The 15002-nt window shown below is 64.5% G+C and carries 18 protein-coding genes and 1 tRNA gene; 11 read left to right on the plus strand and 8 right to left on the minus strand.

Translation table 11 applies throughout. From position 1 onward, the window contains the following. Positions 1–63: 63 nt before the first annotated feature. The 6 genes from BMZ91_RS03085 to BMZ91_RS03110 are packed head-to-tail and all read left to right on the plus strand — an operon-like array spanning position 64 to position 5383. Positions 64–1767, plus strand: coding sequence for a terminase TerL endonuclease subunit (locus tag BMZ91_RS03085; RefSeq protein ID WP_092834204.1), 1704 nt, complete (start codon positions 64–66; stop codon positions 1765–1767). Further along, positions 1758–2123, plus strand: coding sequence for a phage head closure protein (locus BMZ91_RS03090; protein WP_092834206.1), 366 nt, complete (start codon positions 1758–1760; stop codon positions 2121–2123). Before BMZ91_RS03085 ends, BMZ91_RS03090 begins: the two co-directional genes overlap by 10 nt. A gap of 4 nt (positions 2124–2127) precedes the next feature. After that, positions 2128–2463 carry an HNH endonuclease gene (locus tag BMZ91_RS03095; RefSeq protein WP_092834208.1) on the plus strand — a complete coding sequence of 112 codons (336 nt, stop codon included), beginning with the start codon at positions 2128–2130 and terminating at the stop codon, positions 2461–2463. A 3-nt stretch (positions 2464–2466) separates the two neighbouring features. After that, positions 2467–3738 carry a phage major capsid protein gene (locus tag BMZ91_RS03100; protein ID WP_092834210.1) on the plus strand — a complete coding sequence of 424 codons (1272 nt, stop codon included), beginning with the start codon at positions 2467–2469 and terminating at the stop codon, positions 3736–3738. After that, entirely contained in the window at positions 3738–4316 is a 579-nt protein-coding gene (locus BMZ91_RS03105; RefSeq protein WP_092834212.1) for an HK97 family phage prohead protease, read from the plus strand. The genes BMZ91_RS03100 and BMZ91_RS03105 overlap by 1 nt, the downstream gene beginning before the upstream one ends. A 2-nt stretch (positions 4317–4318) precedes the next feature. Beyond that, complete coding sequence (locus BMZ91_RS03110) at positions 4319–5383, plus strand: phage portal protein (RefSeq protein ID WP_092834214.1); 1065 nt, start codon at positions 4319–4321, stop codon at positions 5381–5383. 5 nt (positions 5384–5388) lie between these two features. On the opposite strand, the gene BMZ91_RS03115 is transcribed toward BMZ91_RS03110, so the two are convergent. Continuing rightward, the gene (locus BMZ91_RS03115) at positions 5389–5628 is read right to left on the minus strand and encodes a hypothetical protein (protein ID WP_092834216.1); all 240 of its coding nucleotides are present in this window, start codon (positions 5626–5628) and stop codon (positions 5389–5391) included. Continuing rightward, positions 5621–5869, minus strand: coding sequence for a helix-turn-helix domain-containing protein (locus tag BMZ91_RS03120; RefSeq protein ID WP_218145637.1), 249 nt, complete (start codon positions 5867–5869; stop codon positions 5621–5623). The genes BMZ91_RS03115 and BMZ91_RS03120 overlap by 8 nt, the downstream gene beginning before the upstream one ends. Before the next feature lie 105 nt (positions 5870–5974). Between BMZ91_RS03120 and BMZ91_RS03125 the strand changes: the two genes are divergently transcribed. From BMZ91_RS03125 to BMZ91_RS03140, 4 genes are all read left to right on the plus strand, one after another. Then, the gene (locus BMZ91_RS03125; RefSeq protein WP_092834220.1) at positions 5975–6400 is read left to right on the plus strand and encodes a hypothetical protein; all 426 of its coding nucleotides are present in this window, start codon (positions 5975–5977) and stop codon (positions 6398–6400) included. A 66-nt stretch (positions 6401–6466) separates the two neighbouring features. Beyond that, positions 6467–7087: a hypothetical protein gene (locus BMZ91_RS03130; RefSeq protein WP_092834222.1), complete on the plus strand. Its 621-nt coding sequence runs from the start codon at positions 6467–6469 to the stop codon at positions 7085–7087. Next, positions 7087–7269: a hypothetical protein gene (locus BMZ91_RS03135; protein WP_092834224.1), complete on the plus strand. Its 183-nt coding sequence runs from the start codon at positions 7087–7089 to the stop codon at positions 7267–7269. Before BMZ91_RS03130 ends, BMZ91_RS03135 begins: the two co-directional genes overlap by 1 nt. Then, complete coding sequence (locus BMZ91_RS03140; RefSeq protein ID WP_092834226.1) at positions 7266–8336, plus strand: tyrosine-type recombinase/integrase; 1071 nt, start codon at positions 7266–7268, stop codon at positions 8334–8336. The genes BMZ91_RS03135 and BMZ91_RS03140 overlap by 4 nt, the downstream gene beginning before the upstream one ends. A gap of 20 nt (positions 8337–8356) precedes the next feature. Here the strand turns inward: BMZ91_RS03140 and BMZ91_RS03145 are convergent. From BMZ91_RS03145 to BMZ91_RS03170, 5 genes are all read right to left on the minus strand, one after another. Continuing rightward, positions 8357–8431 (minus strand) — tRNA-Glu (locus tag BMZ91_RS03145). Positions 8432–8554: 123 nt separating this feature from the next. Continuing rightward, positions 8555–10312 carry a single-stranded-DNA-specific exonuclease RecJ gene (recJ, locus tag BMZ91_RS03150; RefSeq protein WP_092834228.1) on the minus strand — a complete coding sequence of 586 codons (1758 nt, stop codon included), beginning with the start codon at positions 10310–10312 and terminating at the stop codon, positions 8555–8557. Between the two features lie 90 nt (positions 10313–10402). Continuing rightward, positions 10403–11368, minus strand: coding sequence for a class II fructose-bisphosphatase (gene glpX / locus BMZ91_RS03155; protein WP_092834230.1), 966 nt, complete (start codon positions 11366–11368; stop codon positions 10403–10405). A gap of 180 nt (positions 11369–11548) precedes the next feature. Next, positions 11549–12835 (minus strand): homoserine dehydrogenase, encoded by a 1287-nt coding sequence (locus BMZ91_RS03165; RefSeq protein ID WP_092834232.1) that lies wholly within the window; start codon positions 12833–12835, stop codon positions 11549–11551. A 99-nt stretch (positions 12836–12934) separates the two neighbouring features. After that, the gene (locus BMZ91_RS03170; RefSeq protein ID WP_092834234.1) at positions 12935–13222 is read right to left on the minus strand and encodes a hypothetical protein; all 288 of its coding nucleotides are present in this window, start codon (positions 13220–13222) and stop codon (positions 12935–12937) included. Positions 13223–13332: 110 nt separating this feature from the next. Between BMZ91_RS03170 and BMZ91_RS03175 the strand changes: the two genes are divergently transcribed. Continuing rightward, on the plus strand, positions 13333–13920 hold the full coding sequence (locus BMZ91_RS03175; protein WP_092834236.1) for a TetR/AcrR family transcriptional regulator: 588 nt from the start codon (positions 13333–13335) through the stop codon (positions 13918–13920). A gap of 65 nt (positions 13921–13985) precedes the next feature. On the opposite strand, the gene BMZ91_RS03180 is transcribed toward BMZ91_RS03175, so the two are convergent. Then, positions 13986–14897: a pirin family protein gene (locus tag BMZ91_RS03180; protein ID WP_092834238.1), complete on the minus strand. Its 912-nt coding sequence runs from the start codon at positions 14895–14897 to the stop codon at positions 13986–13988. Positions 14898–15002 lie beyond the last annotated feature (105 nt).

Raw genomic sequence — 15002 nt, forward strand, 5'->3', positions numbered from 1 at the left:
CCAGTGAGCAGAGGGCAGAGAGAGCAACGATTGAACGAAGAGATACACGCGAGAGTGAACACGATGACCGAGGCAGCGAAGAAAGAAAGATCATGGCGCAAGGCGGATGGCTCGATCCTTCCGCCCGCGCCGCGTCGTTCGCAGGATCACACGCCCGACCTCTTCGCATCTGGTTCCAATGCCGCGACTTTGGCCCGCCCGTGTAACCGTGTGTCTGACTCTTCAATTTTCGCGCCCGGCGCAGAGCTGGAAAACGCGGCCCCGGCAGAGAGAGCTATGCAATTCATGCATAGCCTTCATATCCCCGAGGGGCCGAACGCCGGAAAGCCCGTCACCCTCGCACCCTTTCAGCGCCAATTCATCGAAGGCGCGATGGCCGACACGACCGCCAACGCCATTCTAAGCATCGGGCGCGGCAACGGGAAATCCGCGATCACGGCGGGCCTTGCGCTCGGCGGTCTGATCGGGGTTTGGGATCGCCAGCCCCGCCGCGAGATCATCGCAGCCGCGCGGACCCGCGATCAGGGGCGCATCATCTGGGACTTTGTGGCGGGCTTCATCGCCAGCCTGCCCATGGAAATCCGGCGGCACTTCATTTTCCGGCGCGCCCCCCGGCTTGAGATCGAATATGAGGGCGACGGCGGCGGGCATATCCTGCGCGTGATCGCGGCGGACGGGAAATCGGCCCTCGGCGGCGCTCCGACGATGGCGATCCTTGACGAGCGCGGGCACTGGGCACTTGATCGCGGCGACGAGCTGGAACACGCGCTGCTGTCCGGTTTGGGCAAGCGCGAGGGCCGGGCTTTCCTGATCAGCACCAGCGCCAGCGACGACACGCACCCCTTTTCCCGCTGGATCGACGATCCTTCGCCCGGCTCCTACGTCCAAGAGCATCGGCCCGCGCCCGGCCTGCCCGCCGACGACGCCGAAAGCCTGCTGATCGCCAACCCCGGCGCGCCTCATGGCATCGGCGGTTCTCTGGAATGGCTGGAAGCTCAAGCCAAGCGGGCCATTGCGCGGGGCGGTTCCAGCCTCACGAGCTTCCGGCTCTACAACCGCAATGAACGCGTGTCCGGGGAATCGCGTGACCTGCTGATCACCCTGGACGAATGGCTCGGCTGCGAAACCTCGGCACTGCCGCCCCGCGAAGGCGGCGTCGTGATCGGGATCGACCTCGGCGGCTCGGCCTCGATGACGGCGGCGGCGTTCTACTGGCCCGAGACGGGGCGGCTTGAATGCCTCGGCACCTTCCCGTCCATGCCCAGCCTCTTGGATCGCGGCCAGACGGACGGCGTGGCCGGACGCTATGTCGAGATGCATGACCGGGGCGAGCTTTCCGTTCTCGGCGACAAGACCGTGCCCGTCGCGCCGTGGCTGGTCGAGGTGATGCGCCATGTCGAGGATCAGCCCGTCATCGCGATCACGATGGATCGCTACAAGCAGGCCGAGCTGGGGGAAGCGATCAGCCGGGCGGGCATCCGCGCGCCGCTGGTCTGGCGCGGTCAGGGCTTCCGGGACGGCGGCGAGGATGCAGAGCGGTTCCGCCGCGCCGCCTTCGACGGGCTGGTGAAGGCCAAGCCGTCCCTGCTGCTGCGCTCCGCCTTCGCGGACACGGTGTGCCTGCGCGACCCGGCAAACAACATCAAGATTGCGAAGGCCCGATCCACGGGCCGGATCGACGCGGCGGCGGCATCGGTTCTGGCCGTTGCCCAAGGCGCGCGGATCGCAGCTCAACCCAAAGCGAAAGCGAGGATGCAATGGTTCTGAACGCCGGTAGCCTCAACCGCCGCATTCAGCTCAAGCGCGCGACGACGACACAGGATGGTTTCGGCGGAACCATCTACGAATGGCACGACCACGGCCCGCCGATCTTCGCCAGACGGCGCGATGTGTCTGACGCCGAGCGCCTGAGCGCCGCCGCTTGGGACAACAAGCTGGTGGTTCGTTTCGTCATCAGGTCCACCAGCTTTTCGCGGGGCCTCAAGCGCACAGACATGATCGCGCATGAGGGCGTGCCCTACGGGATCGACGGCATCAAGGAGGTTCCCGACAACCGGGGCTTTCTAGAAATCACCGCGATCACGTCCGAGGGCTTGGAAGTCAATTCACCATTCGAGGTTTGAGCCTGTGAGCATCCGCAAAGAACATCATCGCCATTCCCGGAAGATCACCCGGACGAAACGCTGGAAGGCGCTGCGGGCCGAGATCCTCGAACGGGACCGCTACCGCTGCCGGTCCTGCGGCTGCGGCGGGCGGCTCGAAGTGGATCACGTCAAGCCGGTCAGAACACACCCCGAGCTGTCCTATGAACCGCGCAACCTTCAGGCGCTTTGCCCCGGTTGCCACACCAGAAAGACAAGGATCGAGTGCGGGCATCCCCCGCCCCGAGAGGACCGCCAGAACTGGCGGGAAGCAGTCGAGGCGCTTGAGCGGCCCGGCACCCCTATTGAGCAGAAAGGATAAACCATGCTCGAATCTGTGAAGATCGCCCGGCGGCAAAGCGAAATCCGCCAGAACCTCGCCGAGCTGGCGGGCAAGGAAACCCCGTCCGAGGACGAAATCCGGTCCATGGAAAAACTGGACCTTGAATATCGGTCCAACGAAACCCGGTATCGCGCGGCCCTGATCGCCGAGGACACCGAACGCCGGGACGCGGGCGGCGAGCTGGAAACCCGCACGGCGCAGGAATGGGCCAACCTCATGGCCGGTTTCGAGATGCGTCAGGTGGCGCTGGCCCTTGATGAGGGGCGGCAACTGGACGGCCACACGGCGGAAATCGTGTCCGAGCTGCGCAGCGCGGGCGGTTTCCGGGGCATCCCCGTTCCGTGGCAGGCGCTCGAAGTCCGGGCCGGTGAAACCGTCGCCAGCGGCACCCCGAACCCGATCCAGACCCGCCCGATCATCGACCGCCTCTTCCCGGACAGCGTGGCGGCGCGCATGGGCGCGCAGATGATCAGCATCGACGCGGGCGCGCTGGAATGGCCCGTGACCACCTCGGCAGTGACGGCAGGCTGGGCAGACGGCGAGACGGCCAACGTGGCAGGCCCGACCACCTATGCCACGACCGACCGGGCCATGTCGCCGGACCACAACCTCGGCATTCAGATGCGCATCACCCGCAAGACCCTGAAACAGTCGGGCGCGGCGCTGGAACAGGCGGTGCGGCGCGATATGAGCGGGGCCATGGGCGCGGCGATGGATCAGGCCGCGTTCCTCGGCACCGGGGCCAACGGCCAGCCGCTCGGCGTCATCACCGGCGCGGCCACCTACGGCATCACGTCCACGGCGGTGGATGCACTGGCGAGCTGGGGCGCGTTCCGCTCGGCTGTCACCCGGTTCATGACCGCCAATGCCGCCGGTTCGCCGGACGCCGTGCGGGCGCTGATCCGGCCCGAGCTGTGGGACTATCTGGACAGCGTTCTGATCAGCGGCACGGCGGTTTCCGAGTGGGACCGGCTGGTGAAAAACCTGCCCTCGGCCAACATCGCCATGACGAACAACGCGCTTGCCGCGCCGTCCGGCACCCCCGAGGCAACCTCGGCCCTGCTGACCACCGCGGCGGGCGGCGTGGCCCCGCTCTTCATCGGCGCATGGGGCGCGGTGGACATGATCCGCGACCCCTACAGCGATGCACAGTCCGGCGGGCTGCGGATCACTGCCCTTGCCACCATGGACGTGACCGTGGCGCGCCCGGCCCAGCTCGAACTGCTGACCGGCCTCGAACTGGCAGCGTCGTAATGCTCTGGGGCGCTCATGTCGGCAGCCTTGAGCTGCGCACCGAGGGCGGGGAAACCCGCCTTCGGGCAACCTTCCCATATGGCCGGGAAACCGTTCTGGCCGAGCGCGTGGGGGCAGGGCGTGAGCGTCGTGAGATGATCGCGGCCCGTGCCTTCGCGGATCGGCTCGAACGCGGCGAGGACGTGCATTTTCTGGCCGGTCACGACTTCAACAAGCCGCTGGCGTCACGTTCCGCCGGCACTCTGACCCTGACCGAAACCGATGACGCGCTGACCGTTGAAGCAACGATCAGCGCCGATATGAGGCAGGTCAGCTATGTGCGGGACTTCCTGTCCGCCCATGCGGCCGGGCTGGTGCGAGGGCTGTCCCCCGGCTTCCGCGTCCGGCCGGGCGGCGAGACGGTCGAGGAACGCGGCACCGCGATCCTGCGCACGATCCGGGCGGCTGACCTGATCGAGATCAGCGCCGTCACGAAACCCGCCTATCCGCAAGCCCAGATCGAGGCCCGGAACTGGCAGCCCATCGGCGAGGTGGCAAAGCGCATGACGCACCGCCCCGCCGCAATTCGGTGGAGGTGACAATGCTCGGATGGCTCATGAATAAGCTGCGCCCGATCGAGGCGCGGTCCAGCGGCTCGGGATACACCGCGCAAGTGATGGCGGCGCGTGACAGCTTCATCAGCGGGCGGCGCGGCGTGGCCGAGCTGACGGCGACGGTGCAGAGCTGCGTCAGCCTCTGGGAAGGCGGCTTTGCCATGGCTGACGTGACCGGCACCGACCTGCTGACCCGGCAGACCATGGCGATGATCGCCCGAGGGATCGCGCTGAACGGCGAGGCGGTCTATCTGATCACAGAGCTGGGCCTTGTCCCGGCAACGGATTGGGACGTGACCACCCGCGACGGCAAGCCCCGCGCCTATCGCCTGTCCATCCCCGAGGCGGGCGGCGGGCGCACTGTCACGGCCCTTGCCGCCGAGGTTCTGCACCTGCGAATCGGCTCGGACAACCTGACGCCATGGATCGGCACCGCACCGCTGCGCCGGTCCAGCCTCACGGGCGGGATGCTTCATGCGGTCGAGGCCGCGCTTGCAGAGACCTTCGAGAACGCCCCGCTCGGCTCGCAGATCGTGCCCTTGCCCGACACTGGCGCCGATGACATGGCCACCATGCGCGGCGCATTCAAAGGGCGTCGCGGTTCAACGCTGGTGATCGAAGGTGTCGCCCAGGCGACGGCGGCGGGCATGAACCCGACCATCGGCCAGAAGCCCGATCAGCTTTCGCCAGACCTGTCCAAGAGCATGACAGACGAGACGCTGGCAGCGGCGCGCGAGGGAATCGGCATGGCCTACGGCGTCCTGCCGTCATTCTTCAACCGTGCGGCCACCGGCCCCGTGATCCGTGAGGCGCAACGCCAGCTCGCAATCTGGACCTTGCAGCCCATCGCTGCGATGCTGGCAGATGAGGCGACGGCCAAGCTCGGGGCCGAGGTGACGATTGACACGATCCGGCCCTTGCAAGCCTTCGACGCTGGCGGACGTGCCCGTGCCCTTTCGGCGATCATCAAGACGCTGGCCGAGGCGAAGGAAGCGGGCATCCCGCCCGGCGACGTGTCCGGCGCGATGCGCATGGTTGATTGGGAACGGTAAGGCGATCAGTCGCCCTTCAAGCTGGCCTCGAAATCAGAGTGCAGCTTGGCAAAGTAGGCTTTCTGGCCCTCGGCGTCGATCAGGGAGTGAAACAGGGGGGATGCGGTGTTGATGACCTCGCATCCGTTCACCTCGATCAGGTTGCCTTCCCGGCCCGTGACCGTCACGCTGATTGACCCCTTGTCATAGCCAGCGTCGGTCAGCTCAAGCATGACCAGCGTATATTTCTTTCCGACCTCAATCATCACTCGCACCTTCCTTCAATCTGACCCCGACGCCACCGCCGTTTTTCGCGATGAACTGCACCCCGGCGTCCTCAAGGGCTTTCTGCACCTTCATCAGCGTGTCGAGCCTGACCCGGACCACCTGTCCGCCCTTCGCTTCCATATTCCGAACGGTGTTGATGCTGACCGAGGCGCGCTCGGCCAGCTCGGCTTGCTCCATCTCAAGCAGCACCCGCGCGGCGCGGATTTGGGTTCCGGTCATACTCATGTGGTGATGATACCCAAGGAAGTGGTTGACAGCAATAAAATAGTAAATATGGTGATGATACCCAAATTGAAGGGCTAAACCCACAAGAAAGGGGAGATCATGACCAACATTGATGACCGTATTGAGCCGGTGACGGTATGGGAAAACGAGGAAGCCAAGGGCCACGCACTTTGCGCGGAATATCTCTTTCGTGAGCATGTCGAGCATACACAGGCTATGCGGGACCGCCACGCGGCCTATCTCGCCAGCCTGCCGACCGATCCGCAAGAGGTGATCCGCGCCGCGCTTAAGCTCATGCATCCGACCGGCGACGACTACCCAGACGGGATCGAGGAAGCCTTGCACCTGTCCTATGCACTTGAGGCGCTGGTGAAGGAAGGCGACTTGGACGCCAAGGGGCGAAGCCGGGACGCGGCGCTCTACGTCGCTTCGCAAGTGTCCTACGCGATGCACCGCGCCACCCGCCAGCTTGACCGCATTTCCGACATTCTGGGCAACCCCGGACGGATCGAGCGGGACAGGTAGGTCTGCTAACGGACCTTCAAACATTTAGGCTTGACGCCTCACCTAAGAGAGCGGTAATCATTTAGCATGAAACAGGCTCAATTCATCACCCTCATGTCCGAAAGCCTCGGAGTCGAGGAAAAGACGATCAAGATGATCGTCCGCATCCTGCGCGAAGCCGGTCTGTTCACGACTGGTGCCCGAGGCGTGAATGCCCCTGACATCACACCGCTGGATGCAGTGCGCGTCGTCATCGCGGTTGTGGCTTCCACGTCGCCCAGCCGCGCGGTGCGGGACGTTAGGTATTTCGGCGCGCTCAAACCAGACCGCCGGGATGAAGAGTCGGCTTCCATTTGGGGACTGGCTTGGGTCGATGCGAACAAGACGCTAGAAGATACTCTTTTGGACTGTCTTTCAAATCGGGTGCCTTACGAAGAAATTTCTATGGGAGTGTTGAGCCTTTCCGAAAGGGGCGAAGCGCACATCGCCACCGATAACGGACGGCAGGACTACCACCAGCGCGAACAATGGCAGGCGGTCATGGCCGAATATTCGGCCTCGAACGACAGCCCTAAGAACAAGGCGGTTCTTGAGGCATGGGAAGCCATGCACCGCATCTCGAACACGAAAGTGAACCGTTCCGCTGAAATATCGTTGGAAGAGTTGCACCAAATCGGTTTCGAGATTTTGGGCTGGGAGGTGGACTGATGGCTGCCCGTCCCGCCCTTGTCTCGCAGACCGAAATCAAGCGCACCCTGCAAGCGGCTCTGTCCGCTGGCCTGCGCATCGGCAGGGTCGAGGTGGATCACGCCACGGGCCGGGTTGTCGTGTTCCCCGAGGGCGCGGCGGCGCAAACTGCTGGCCCCGATCCTGACGAGCTTCTGCGATGACGCGGCGCAAGAACCCATATCCCGGCGTTCGCAAGAACGTGGTCAAGGGGCGCATCTACTGGAAGTTTGAGCGCGGTGACTTCCGCATCAATCTGCCCGGCCCCTACGGGTCGGCGGACTTTCTGGCGGCATACGAGGCCGCGCTTGCCGGTTCCAAGCCCTCGAACGCATCGACGGCCCTTGCGGGCACCCTCGCATGGCTGATCGAGCAATACTTGCGCAGCCTGCGGTTTCAGAACCTTTCCGACAGCCGCAAGCGGACGATCCGCCTAGAGCTGGATTGGCTGCGGAAAGAGGCGGGCAAGTATCAATTCGAGCGGCTGGAAGTCCGGCACGTCGAAGCCCTCATGTCGAAGAAGAAAGGCCCGACCGCCGCGAACACGGTCAAAAAGAACATGTCGATGCTGTTCAACTTCGCGGCCAAGAAGCTCGGCTACACCGGCCCGAATCCGGCGCGCCATGCCGAACGGATGAAAACGAACCCGGACGGCTTCCACACATGGACAGACGCCGAGGTGAGCCGCTTCCTTGATCGGCACGGCCCGACCACTAAGGCGCGGCTGGTGATGCTGCTGGCCCTCAACACTGGCATGGCGCGGCAAGACCTCGCCCGCGTCGGTCGCCAGCACGTCAAGGCGGGCCGGATCGCCTATCGCAGGCACAAGACCGCCGTGGCGGCTGACATGCCGATCCTGCCCGAGCTGGCCGAGGAGCTGCGCCACGTCCCCAAGGACCGGCTGCTGTTCGTCACGCAGGACAAGAGCGACAAGCCCTATGCCGTCGCATCGCTGGGCAACTGGTTCCGCGACAGGTGCGCCGAGGCCGGTGTTCCCGGATCGCTGCATGGCCTTCGGAAGGCCGGGGCCACCAGACTTGCGGACGCCGGGGCGTCGGAATGGGAGATCGCGTCTTACCTTGCGCACTCCGACACGACGCAGGCAGCAGTCTACACCAAGAAAGCCAACCGGGCGCGCCTCGCCGACAGCGGATTTGCGAAGCTGAATGCGGGGAAAGTGTCCAACCTATCCGATGAGTTGGACAGGAAGGAAGGAAAAGCCAATGAATAACAACGCACTAGCGCAAGATGTGGCAGCCCGTAGGGGAATCGAACCCCTCTTTCCAGGTTGAAAACCTGGCGTCCTAACCGATAGACGAACGGGCCAGCGTTGGCGTGTCGCGGTACTAGGCAAAACCGGCGGGCTGCGCAAGGGGGATTTTGTAAAAACTTCGCCTTGGCCAAAGAAAATTCGGCTGGCTTGTGATGCCGGCTACGCGCGGGCGGATTTCAGGGGACAAGAGCGGCCGGGGCGGCGTCTTCGAGGCGCAATTGCACCGACTGTCGGCCATTCCAGGTGTTGATCTCAAGCCGCCCGGCGAGATGAAAGCGCGCGCCGCCATGAGCCATCAGGGCAGGGCCCAGAGGGCCGTCGAAGGCGCCAAAGGCAATCGCATCAAGGCTGGCCCCCATGCCATCGCCAAAGCGCAATTTCAGATGGCTGTCGCCGACCTGTTTGGCAAAAGTGATCTGACAGTCGGGAAAGACATAGCGTGGCCCCGGCGCGCCTGCGCCAAACGGGCCGGCGGCGTCGATCTGGGTGACCAAGTCGAGTATCGCGGCGCCGGGCATAAGTACCCCGTCAAGCCTGAGATCTGCGGGCCCAAAACTGCCCGCGCCCTGCTTTTCCAACAGTTCGGACAGACGCGCCATTGCCGGTTCAAGCTTGTCGCGCGCCACGCTCAGACCGGCAGCCATCTTGTGCCCCCCGCCCTTGATCAACAGCCCCTCGGCGGCGAGCCGCTGAATGGCGGCGCCAAGATCAATGCCCGCGACCGAGCGCCCCGAGCCTTTGCCCTCATCGCCATCAAGACCGATCACGATGGCGGGGCGGTTGGCGGCCTCTTTCAGGCGGCTGGCGACAATGCCGACAACGCCGGGATGCCAGCCTTCGTCGGCGGCCCAGACCAGCGGTGCGTCAAAGCCGCGTGTTTCGGCCTGTTCCATTGCGGCGGCGCGCACCTCTGCTTCGACGTCGCGGCGTTCTGTGTTGAGCTGATCAAGGCGTTCGGCCATTGCGCGGGCCTCGACCGGGTTATCACAGGCCAGAAGCCGCGCGCCAAGATCGGCGCGCCCGATCCGCCCGCCGGCATTCACCCTTGGCCCAAGAAGGAACCCAAGGTGATAGGCGTTGGGCGTGGCATCCATTCGCGCCACATCGGCCAGGGCCACAAGGCCGGCCCGTTCGCGCCGTGCCATGATCCGAAGACCTTGGCGGACAAAGGCGCGGTTGACGCCAATCAGCGGCGCCACATCGGCCACCGTGGCCAAAGCCACCAGATCGAGACACCCCATAAGATCCGGCCCGCTCTTTCCCGCCTCGCGCAATTGGCGCCCGGCTTCGACCAGCATCAGGAACACGACGCCGGCGGCACAAAGATGCGCCAGATCGCCGGTTTCATCCTGGCGGTTGGGGTTTACCACCGCCCAGGCCTCGGGCAGGGTTTCCCCGCCAAGATGGTGGTCAAGGATGACCACATCGGCGCCCTTTGCGGCGGCCACTGGCGCGTGGCTGAGGGTGCCGCAATCAACGCAGATGATCAGGTCATGACTCGCCGCAAGATCGGCCATGGCGGGCTCGTTGGGCCCATAGCCCTCGTCGATGCGATCGGGGATATAAAGCGTCGGGGCGGGCTGCTCCATCTGGCGCAGCCAGTCGATCAACAGCGCCGCCGAAGACCCGCCATCGACATCATAATCGGCAAAGATCGCGATTTTCTGACGCTTCTCAACGGCCAGCAGAAACCGTTCGGCGGCCCTTTGCATATCGCGCAGGCTGCGTGGGTCGGGCAAGAGATCGCGCAACGCAGGCGTGAGATAGGCCTCGGCCGCCTCTGCCGCGACCCCAAGCCGCGCCAGCGTCTGACAGAGCGGGCGGGGCAGGGACGTGGCCTGCGCCATCGCTTCGGCCTGGCGGTCACGCTCAATTCCGGGGCCGCACCATTGCCGACCGCTAATCGAAGTCTCGACACCAAGAAAACCGGTCATATCACGCGCGCCTGTTTCTTCTGGCCGGAAATATCCCGGGGGAGTCGCCCATCGGGCGACGGGGGCAGCGCCCCCGAGATGAACCCGCGATCAAGCAATCGGGTTGCGATAGATCATCCGGCGCAACGATCCGGTGCGCGAGCGCATGAGCACGGTTTCGGTTTCCACGTAACCGGGGCGGCGTTTGACCCCTGCGGTGATTGATCCGTCGGTCACCCCGGTGGCGGCAAAGATCACGTCACCGGTCACCATTTCATCGCGGGCATAGATGCGGTCGAAATCGGTGATGCCGGCCTTGCTGGCGCGGGCTTTTTCGTCGTCATTGCGAAACACGAGGCGGCCCCACATCTGCCCGCCCATGCATTTAAGGGCACTGGCCGCCAGTACGCCTTCGGGGGCGCCGCCGGTGCCCATGTACATGTCGATGCCGGTGCGTTCGGCCTCGGCGCAATGGATCACGCCGGCCACATCGCCGTCAGGGATAAGGACCACCGCCGCGCCGGTTTCGCGCAACTCGGTGATCATCTCCTGGTGGCGCGGGCGTTCAAGCACGCAGACGGTGATTTCCGAAGGGCGGCAATCGCGCGCCTTCGCCAGGGCCTCGACCCGCTCGCGCGGCGACATCGCAAGCGACACCACATCGGTGGGATAGCCCGGCCCGATCGCCAGCTTTTCCATATAGGTATCAGGGGCGTGCAACAGCGTGCCGCGCGGCGCCATGGCAATCACGGTCAGGGCGTTCGGCATCGCCTTGGCGGTCAGGGTGGTGCCTTCCAGCGGGTCAAGCGCGATATCGACGCCGGGGCCATCGCCGGTGCCGACCTCTTCGCCGATATAAAGCATCGGCGCCTCATCCCGCTCGCCTTCGCCAATCACGACCACGCCCTTGATGGCCAGCATGTTAAGCTGTTCGCGCATGGCATTTACGGCGGCCTGATCGGCGGCTTTCTCGTCGCCGCGCCCGATCAGATCGGCACAGGCCAGAGCGGCCGCCTCGGACACGCGCGCCAGCCCAAGAGACAGCATCCGGTCATTAAAAGCAGGCTCATTGGTCATGATAAGCGGGTCCTTGTAAAACGGGGGTCGAAAAACACTAGCGCCCGCCCCTGCGCCACACAAGGGTGGGCGCGGCGGGGCCGGGGGGGGGGGGGGGGGGGGGGGGGGGGGGGGGGGGGGGGGGGGGGGGGGGGGGGGGGGGGGGGGGGGGGGGGGGGGGGGGGGGGGGGGGGGGGGCGATTATACGGTTTCGATACGCAGCGCGACCGGCTCGGCGGCCAGAACGTCAAGCTTGTTGATGCCCGATAGGGCGGTATCAAGCGCGTTGCGGGTTGTCTTGTGGGTGACCACAAGCACCGGCGCGGTTGTGTCATCGTGGCGATACTGGCGCATCCGGTCGATCGAGATCCCGGCCTCGCCCAGAAGGGTGGCGACTTTGGCAAGCGCGCCGGGCTTGTCGTCAAGCGACATGCGCAGATAATAGGGCGCCGGAGTTGCGCTGCTGGCGGCGGTGGCCCTGACAAGGCCTGCGGCGGGTTGTCCAAAGGTCGGCATGCGAAAGCCGCGCGCGACATCCATCACATCACCCATCACCGCGCTTGCGGTGGGGCCCATGCCGGCACCGGGCCCGCGCAGAACGATCTGTTCGACATTGTCGCCCTCAAGCACCACCATATTGGTGCCGCCTTCAAGCTGTCCAAGCGGGCTCTTGGCGGGGACAAGGCAGGGCGACATGCGCTGTTCGAGGCCGCGGCCGGTCATCTGGGCCACCCCCAGAAGCTTGATCCGATAGCCCATATCGGCGGCGTGGCGGATATCCTCGATGGTGACTTTCTCGATGCCCTCAAGGGCAACCGCGCCGAAATCGACCTGGACCCCAAAGGCAATCGCCGAAAGCAGCGAAAGCTTGTGCCCGGCGTCGATGCCGCCCACGTCAAGCGTCGGGTCGGCCTCAAGATAGCCAAGCTTGTCGGCCTCTTCAAACACCGTCTGATAGGGCAGGCCGGCCGAAAGCATGCGCGTCAAGATATAGTTGCAGGTGCCGTTCATCACCCCCATCACGCGGGTGATGTCATTGCCGGCAAGCCCTTCGGTCAGGGCCTTGATCACCGGAATGCCGCCCGCGACAGCGGCCTCGAAGCGGATCACGCGACCGGCCTCTTCGGCGGCAAGCGCAAGGGCGTGACCGTGATGCGCGAGCATCGCCTTATTGGCGGTGACCACATCCTTGCCTGCGGCAATCGCGGCCTCGGTCGCGGCCTTGGCGGGGCCGTCGCTTCCACCCATCAACTCGACAAAGACATCGACATCATCGCGCTTGGCCAGGGCGACGGGATCGTCTTCCCAGGTGTAATCGGCCAGGTTGACGCCACGATCCTTGTCGCGGGTGCGCGCCGAGACGGCGGTTATCACGACAGGGCGGCCCGCGCGGGCGGCCAGAAGCTCTGCTTTCTGGCGGATGATCTTGACGACACCGGTGCCGACCGTGCCCAATCCGGCGATGCCAAGGCGCAGGGGTGTGTTCATGGGGCTCTCCGATTGTCACTGTAAGGGTTTGGATGCGCGATGTAACGGGTTCGCGGGGGCCTTGCAACGCGGCTTGGGCGGATTAAGCGGTGGATTTCGCTATTTAACGCCGGTTTGCATGCGTTTCCGGGTTTCTGCGTCGACAACGCTCCCGCCAAGGCGGGCCGCGCGCGCCTTGAGACGCGCGGCGCGCCCGGCAAGGTCGGATGAGGTTTCAGGCGCGATGGTCTCTGCGGGAACCTGGCCGGTGATCGCTTCGACCGGTACAAGCGCCGGGTAGGCCGCAGCGCGGGCGCTTTCGCTGACCTCAAAGGTCGGGAAGGGCTCGCAGCCCGCGATCAAACCCATGGCCAGGGCGGCCAAAAGGGGGGCAGGGCAAAGGCGCATCCCGAATATGTCCTTTCGCAAAGGGCAGGTTTGATCCCTATTGCCATTCTTTTGGGGTGCAGGGCAAGCAAGGGCTTTGATTTGAACGTATGTTCAGTTAAATCTTGCGTATGGCACGTACCCAAGGCTCTCATTCCGATATCACCGGCCCCCGCGTTCGCGATGCGGCACTTTCGCTTTTTGCGCGCCATGGCTATGCGGCAGTGTCGATGCGCCAGATTGCCGGCGCGGTCGGGGTGCAGGCGGGGGCGCTTTACAACTATACCCCCGACAAGCAGACATTGCTTTACGAGTTGATGAAGGCGCATATGGATGAGCTGCTGGCCGCGCGCGGGGGCGAGCCTTGGCCGGGCGATCCGATGGCAGCACTTGAGGCCTTCACCCGGTTTCACATCCGCTTTCACGCGCGCCGTCCCGAGGCGGTGTTCATTTCCTACATGGAATTGCGCAACCTGAGTCCGGAAAACTTTGCGGTGATCGAAGGGCTGCGCAAGACCTATGAAACCCAGCTTCAGGACATCCTGCAACGCGGCGTGGCAGAGGGCCGCTTTGCGGTGACGGACGCACGGATCACCAGCATGGCGCTGATTGCGATGCTGACCGGGGTCAACACCTGGTTTCGTGACAAGGGACGGCTAAGCCTGCCCGAGGTCGAAGAGATTTACTGCGACATGGTGCGCAAGGCGGTGGCGGTCTGACAGGCTCTGCCTGCCGCCCGCCACCGGGCCCCGGATTATTCGGCGAATATTCTGGGGCGATACGCCTAATGCGCGGGTTTGATGAAGGTGCCGTTGCGCAGATCGGCCATGGCGGTGCGCAGCTCGTCCTTGGTATTCATCACGATCGGCCCGTGCCAGGCGACCGGCTCGGCGATCGGCGCGCCTGAGATCAGCAGAAAGCGGATGCCCTCGGGGCCGGCCTGCACCGTGACCTCGTCGCCGGTGCCAAAGCGGATCAGGGTGCGGTTGCCCGACAGGTCGCGAATATTCACCTCTTGCCCGGCCACCTCCTTTTCCAACAGCACGCCCTCGGGCGTACTGGCATCGGCAAAGGCACCCGCACCCTCGAAAACATAGGCAAAGCTGCGTCTGTAGGTATCGACGGGAAAAGTCTTTTTCACCCCCGGCGGCACCGAGATATCAAGGTATTGCGGATCGGCCGCGATCCCATCGACCGGGCCGCGCTTGCCCCAGAATGCGCCGACGATGACGCGTACGGCGGTGCCGTCGTCATCGACGACTACGGGGATATCAGGCGCGGTGACGTCCTGATAGCGCGGCGCGGTCATCTTGAGCGAAGAGGGCAGGTTCGCCCAAAGCTGAAAGCCGTGCATCTGGCCTTTGGCGTTTCCTTTCGGCATTTCCTGATGCAGGATGCCCGATCCGGCGGTCATCCATTGCACATCGCCCGCGCCAAGGCGGCCCTGATTGCCAAGGCTGTCGCCATGTTCAACCTCACCGGCCAAAACATAGGTGATGGTCTCGATGCCGCGATGCGGATGCCAGGGAAAGCCCTGCGCGTAATCGGCCGGATTTTCATTGCGAAAATCGTCAAACAGCAGGAACGGGTCAAGCTCGGTCGGGTCGTGAAACCCGAAGGCGCGGTGCAGATGCACACCGGCCCCTTCCATCGTTGCCTTGGCTTTGCGGGTTTCCAGAACGGGTCTGATCGACATGGTATATCTCCTTTGCACAAGGATATAGGCGCTTGTGGCGCGGGCGTCATGGCCTGGCTCTGTTCAGCGCCGAACGCCGTTTGTGCATTTTTGAGAGGGTTTGGG

Source organism: Roseovarius lutimaris (assembly GCF_900115165.1).
GTDB lineage: Bacteria > Pseudomonadota > Alphaproteobacteria > Rhodobacterales > Rhodobacteraceae > Roseovarius > Roseovarius lutimaris.

Excerpts from the sequence above, each read along its gene's own strand:
- BMZ91_RS03085 (WP_092834204.1), top strand. The coding sequence starts at position 64 with ATGACCGAGGCAGCGAAGAAAGAAAGATCATGGCGCAAGGCGGATGGC.
- BMZ91_RS03090 (WP_092834206.1), top strand. The coding sequence starts at position 1,758 with ATGGTTCTGAACGCCGGTAGCCTCAACCGCCGCATTCAGCTCAAGCGC.
- BMZ91_RS03100 (WP_092834210.1), top strand. The coding sequence starts at position 2,467 with ATGCTCGAATCTGTGAAGATCGCCCGGCGGCAAAGCGAAATCCGCCAG.
- BMZ91_RS03105 (WP_092834212.1), top strand. The coding sequence starts at position 3,738 with ATGCTCTGGGGCGCTCATGTCGGCAGCCTTGAGCTGCGCACCGAGGGC.
- BMZ91_RS03110 (WP_092834214.1), top strand. The coding sequence starts at position 4,319 with ATGCTCGGATGGCTCATGAATAAGCTGCGCCCGATCGAGGCGCGGTCC.
- BMZ91_RS03115 (WP_092834216.1), bottom strand. The coding sequence starts at position 5,628 with ATGATTGAGGTCGGAAAGAAATATACGCTGGTCATGCTTGAGCTGACC.
- BMZ91_RS03120 (WP_218145637.1), bottom strand. The coding sequence starts at position 5,869 with ATGACCGGAACCCAAATCCGCGCCGCGCGGGTGCTGCTTGAGATGGAG.
- BMZ91_RS03125 (WP_092834220.1), top strand. The coding sequence starts at position 5,975 with ATGACCAACATTGATGACCGTATTGAGCCGGTGACGGTATGGGAAAAC.
- BMZ91_RS03130 (WP_092834222.1), top strand. The coding sequence starts at position 6,467 with ATGAAACAGGCTCAATTCATCACCCTCATGTCCGAAAGCCTCGGAGTC.
- BMZ91_RS03135 (WP_092834224.1), top strand. The coding sequence starts at position 7,087 with ATGGCTGCCCGTCCCGCCCTTGTCTCGCAGACCGAAATCAAGCGCACC.
- BMZ91_RS03140 (WP_092834226.1), top strand. The coding sequence starts at position 7,266 with ATGACGCGGCGCAAGAACCCATATCCCGGCGTTCGCAAGAACGTGGTC.
- recJ (WP_092834228.1), bottom strand. The coding sequence starts at position 10,312 with ATGACCGGTTTTCTTGGTGTCGAGACTTCGATTAGCGGTCGGCAATGG.
- glpX (WP_092834230.1), bottom strand. The coding sequence starts at position 11,368 with ATGACCAATGAGCCTGCTTTTAATGACCGGATGCTGTCTCTTGGGCTG.
- BMZ91_RS03165 (WP_092834232.1), bottom strand. The coding sequence starts at position 12,835 with ATGAACACACCCCTGCGCCTTGGCATCGCCGGATTGGGCACGGTCGGC.
- BMZ91_RS03170 (WP_092834234.1), bottom strand. The coding sequence starts at position 13,222 with ATGCGCCTTTGCCCTGCCCCCCTTTTGGCCGCCCTGGCCATGGGTTTG.
- BMZ91_RS03175 (WP_092834236.1), top strand. The coding sequence starts at position 13,333 with ATGGCACGTACCCAAGGCTCTCATTCCGATATCACCGGCCCCCGCGTT.
- BMZ91_RS03180 (WP_092834238.1), bottom strand. The coding sequence starts at position 14,897 with ATGTCGATCAGACCCGTTCTGGAAACCCGCAAAGCCAAGGCAACGATG.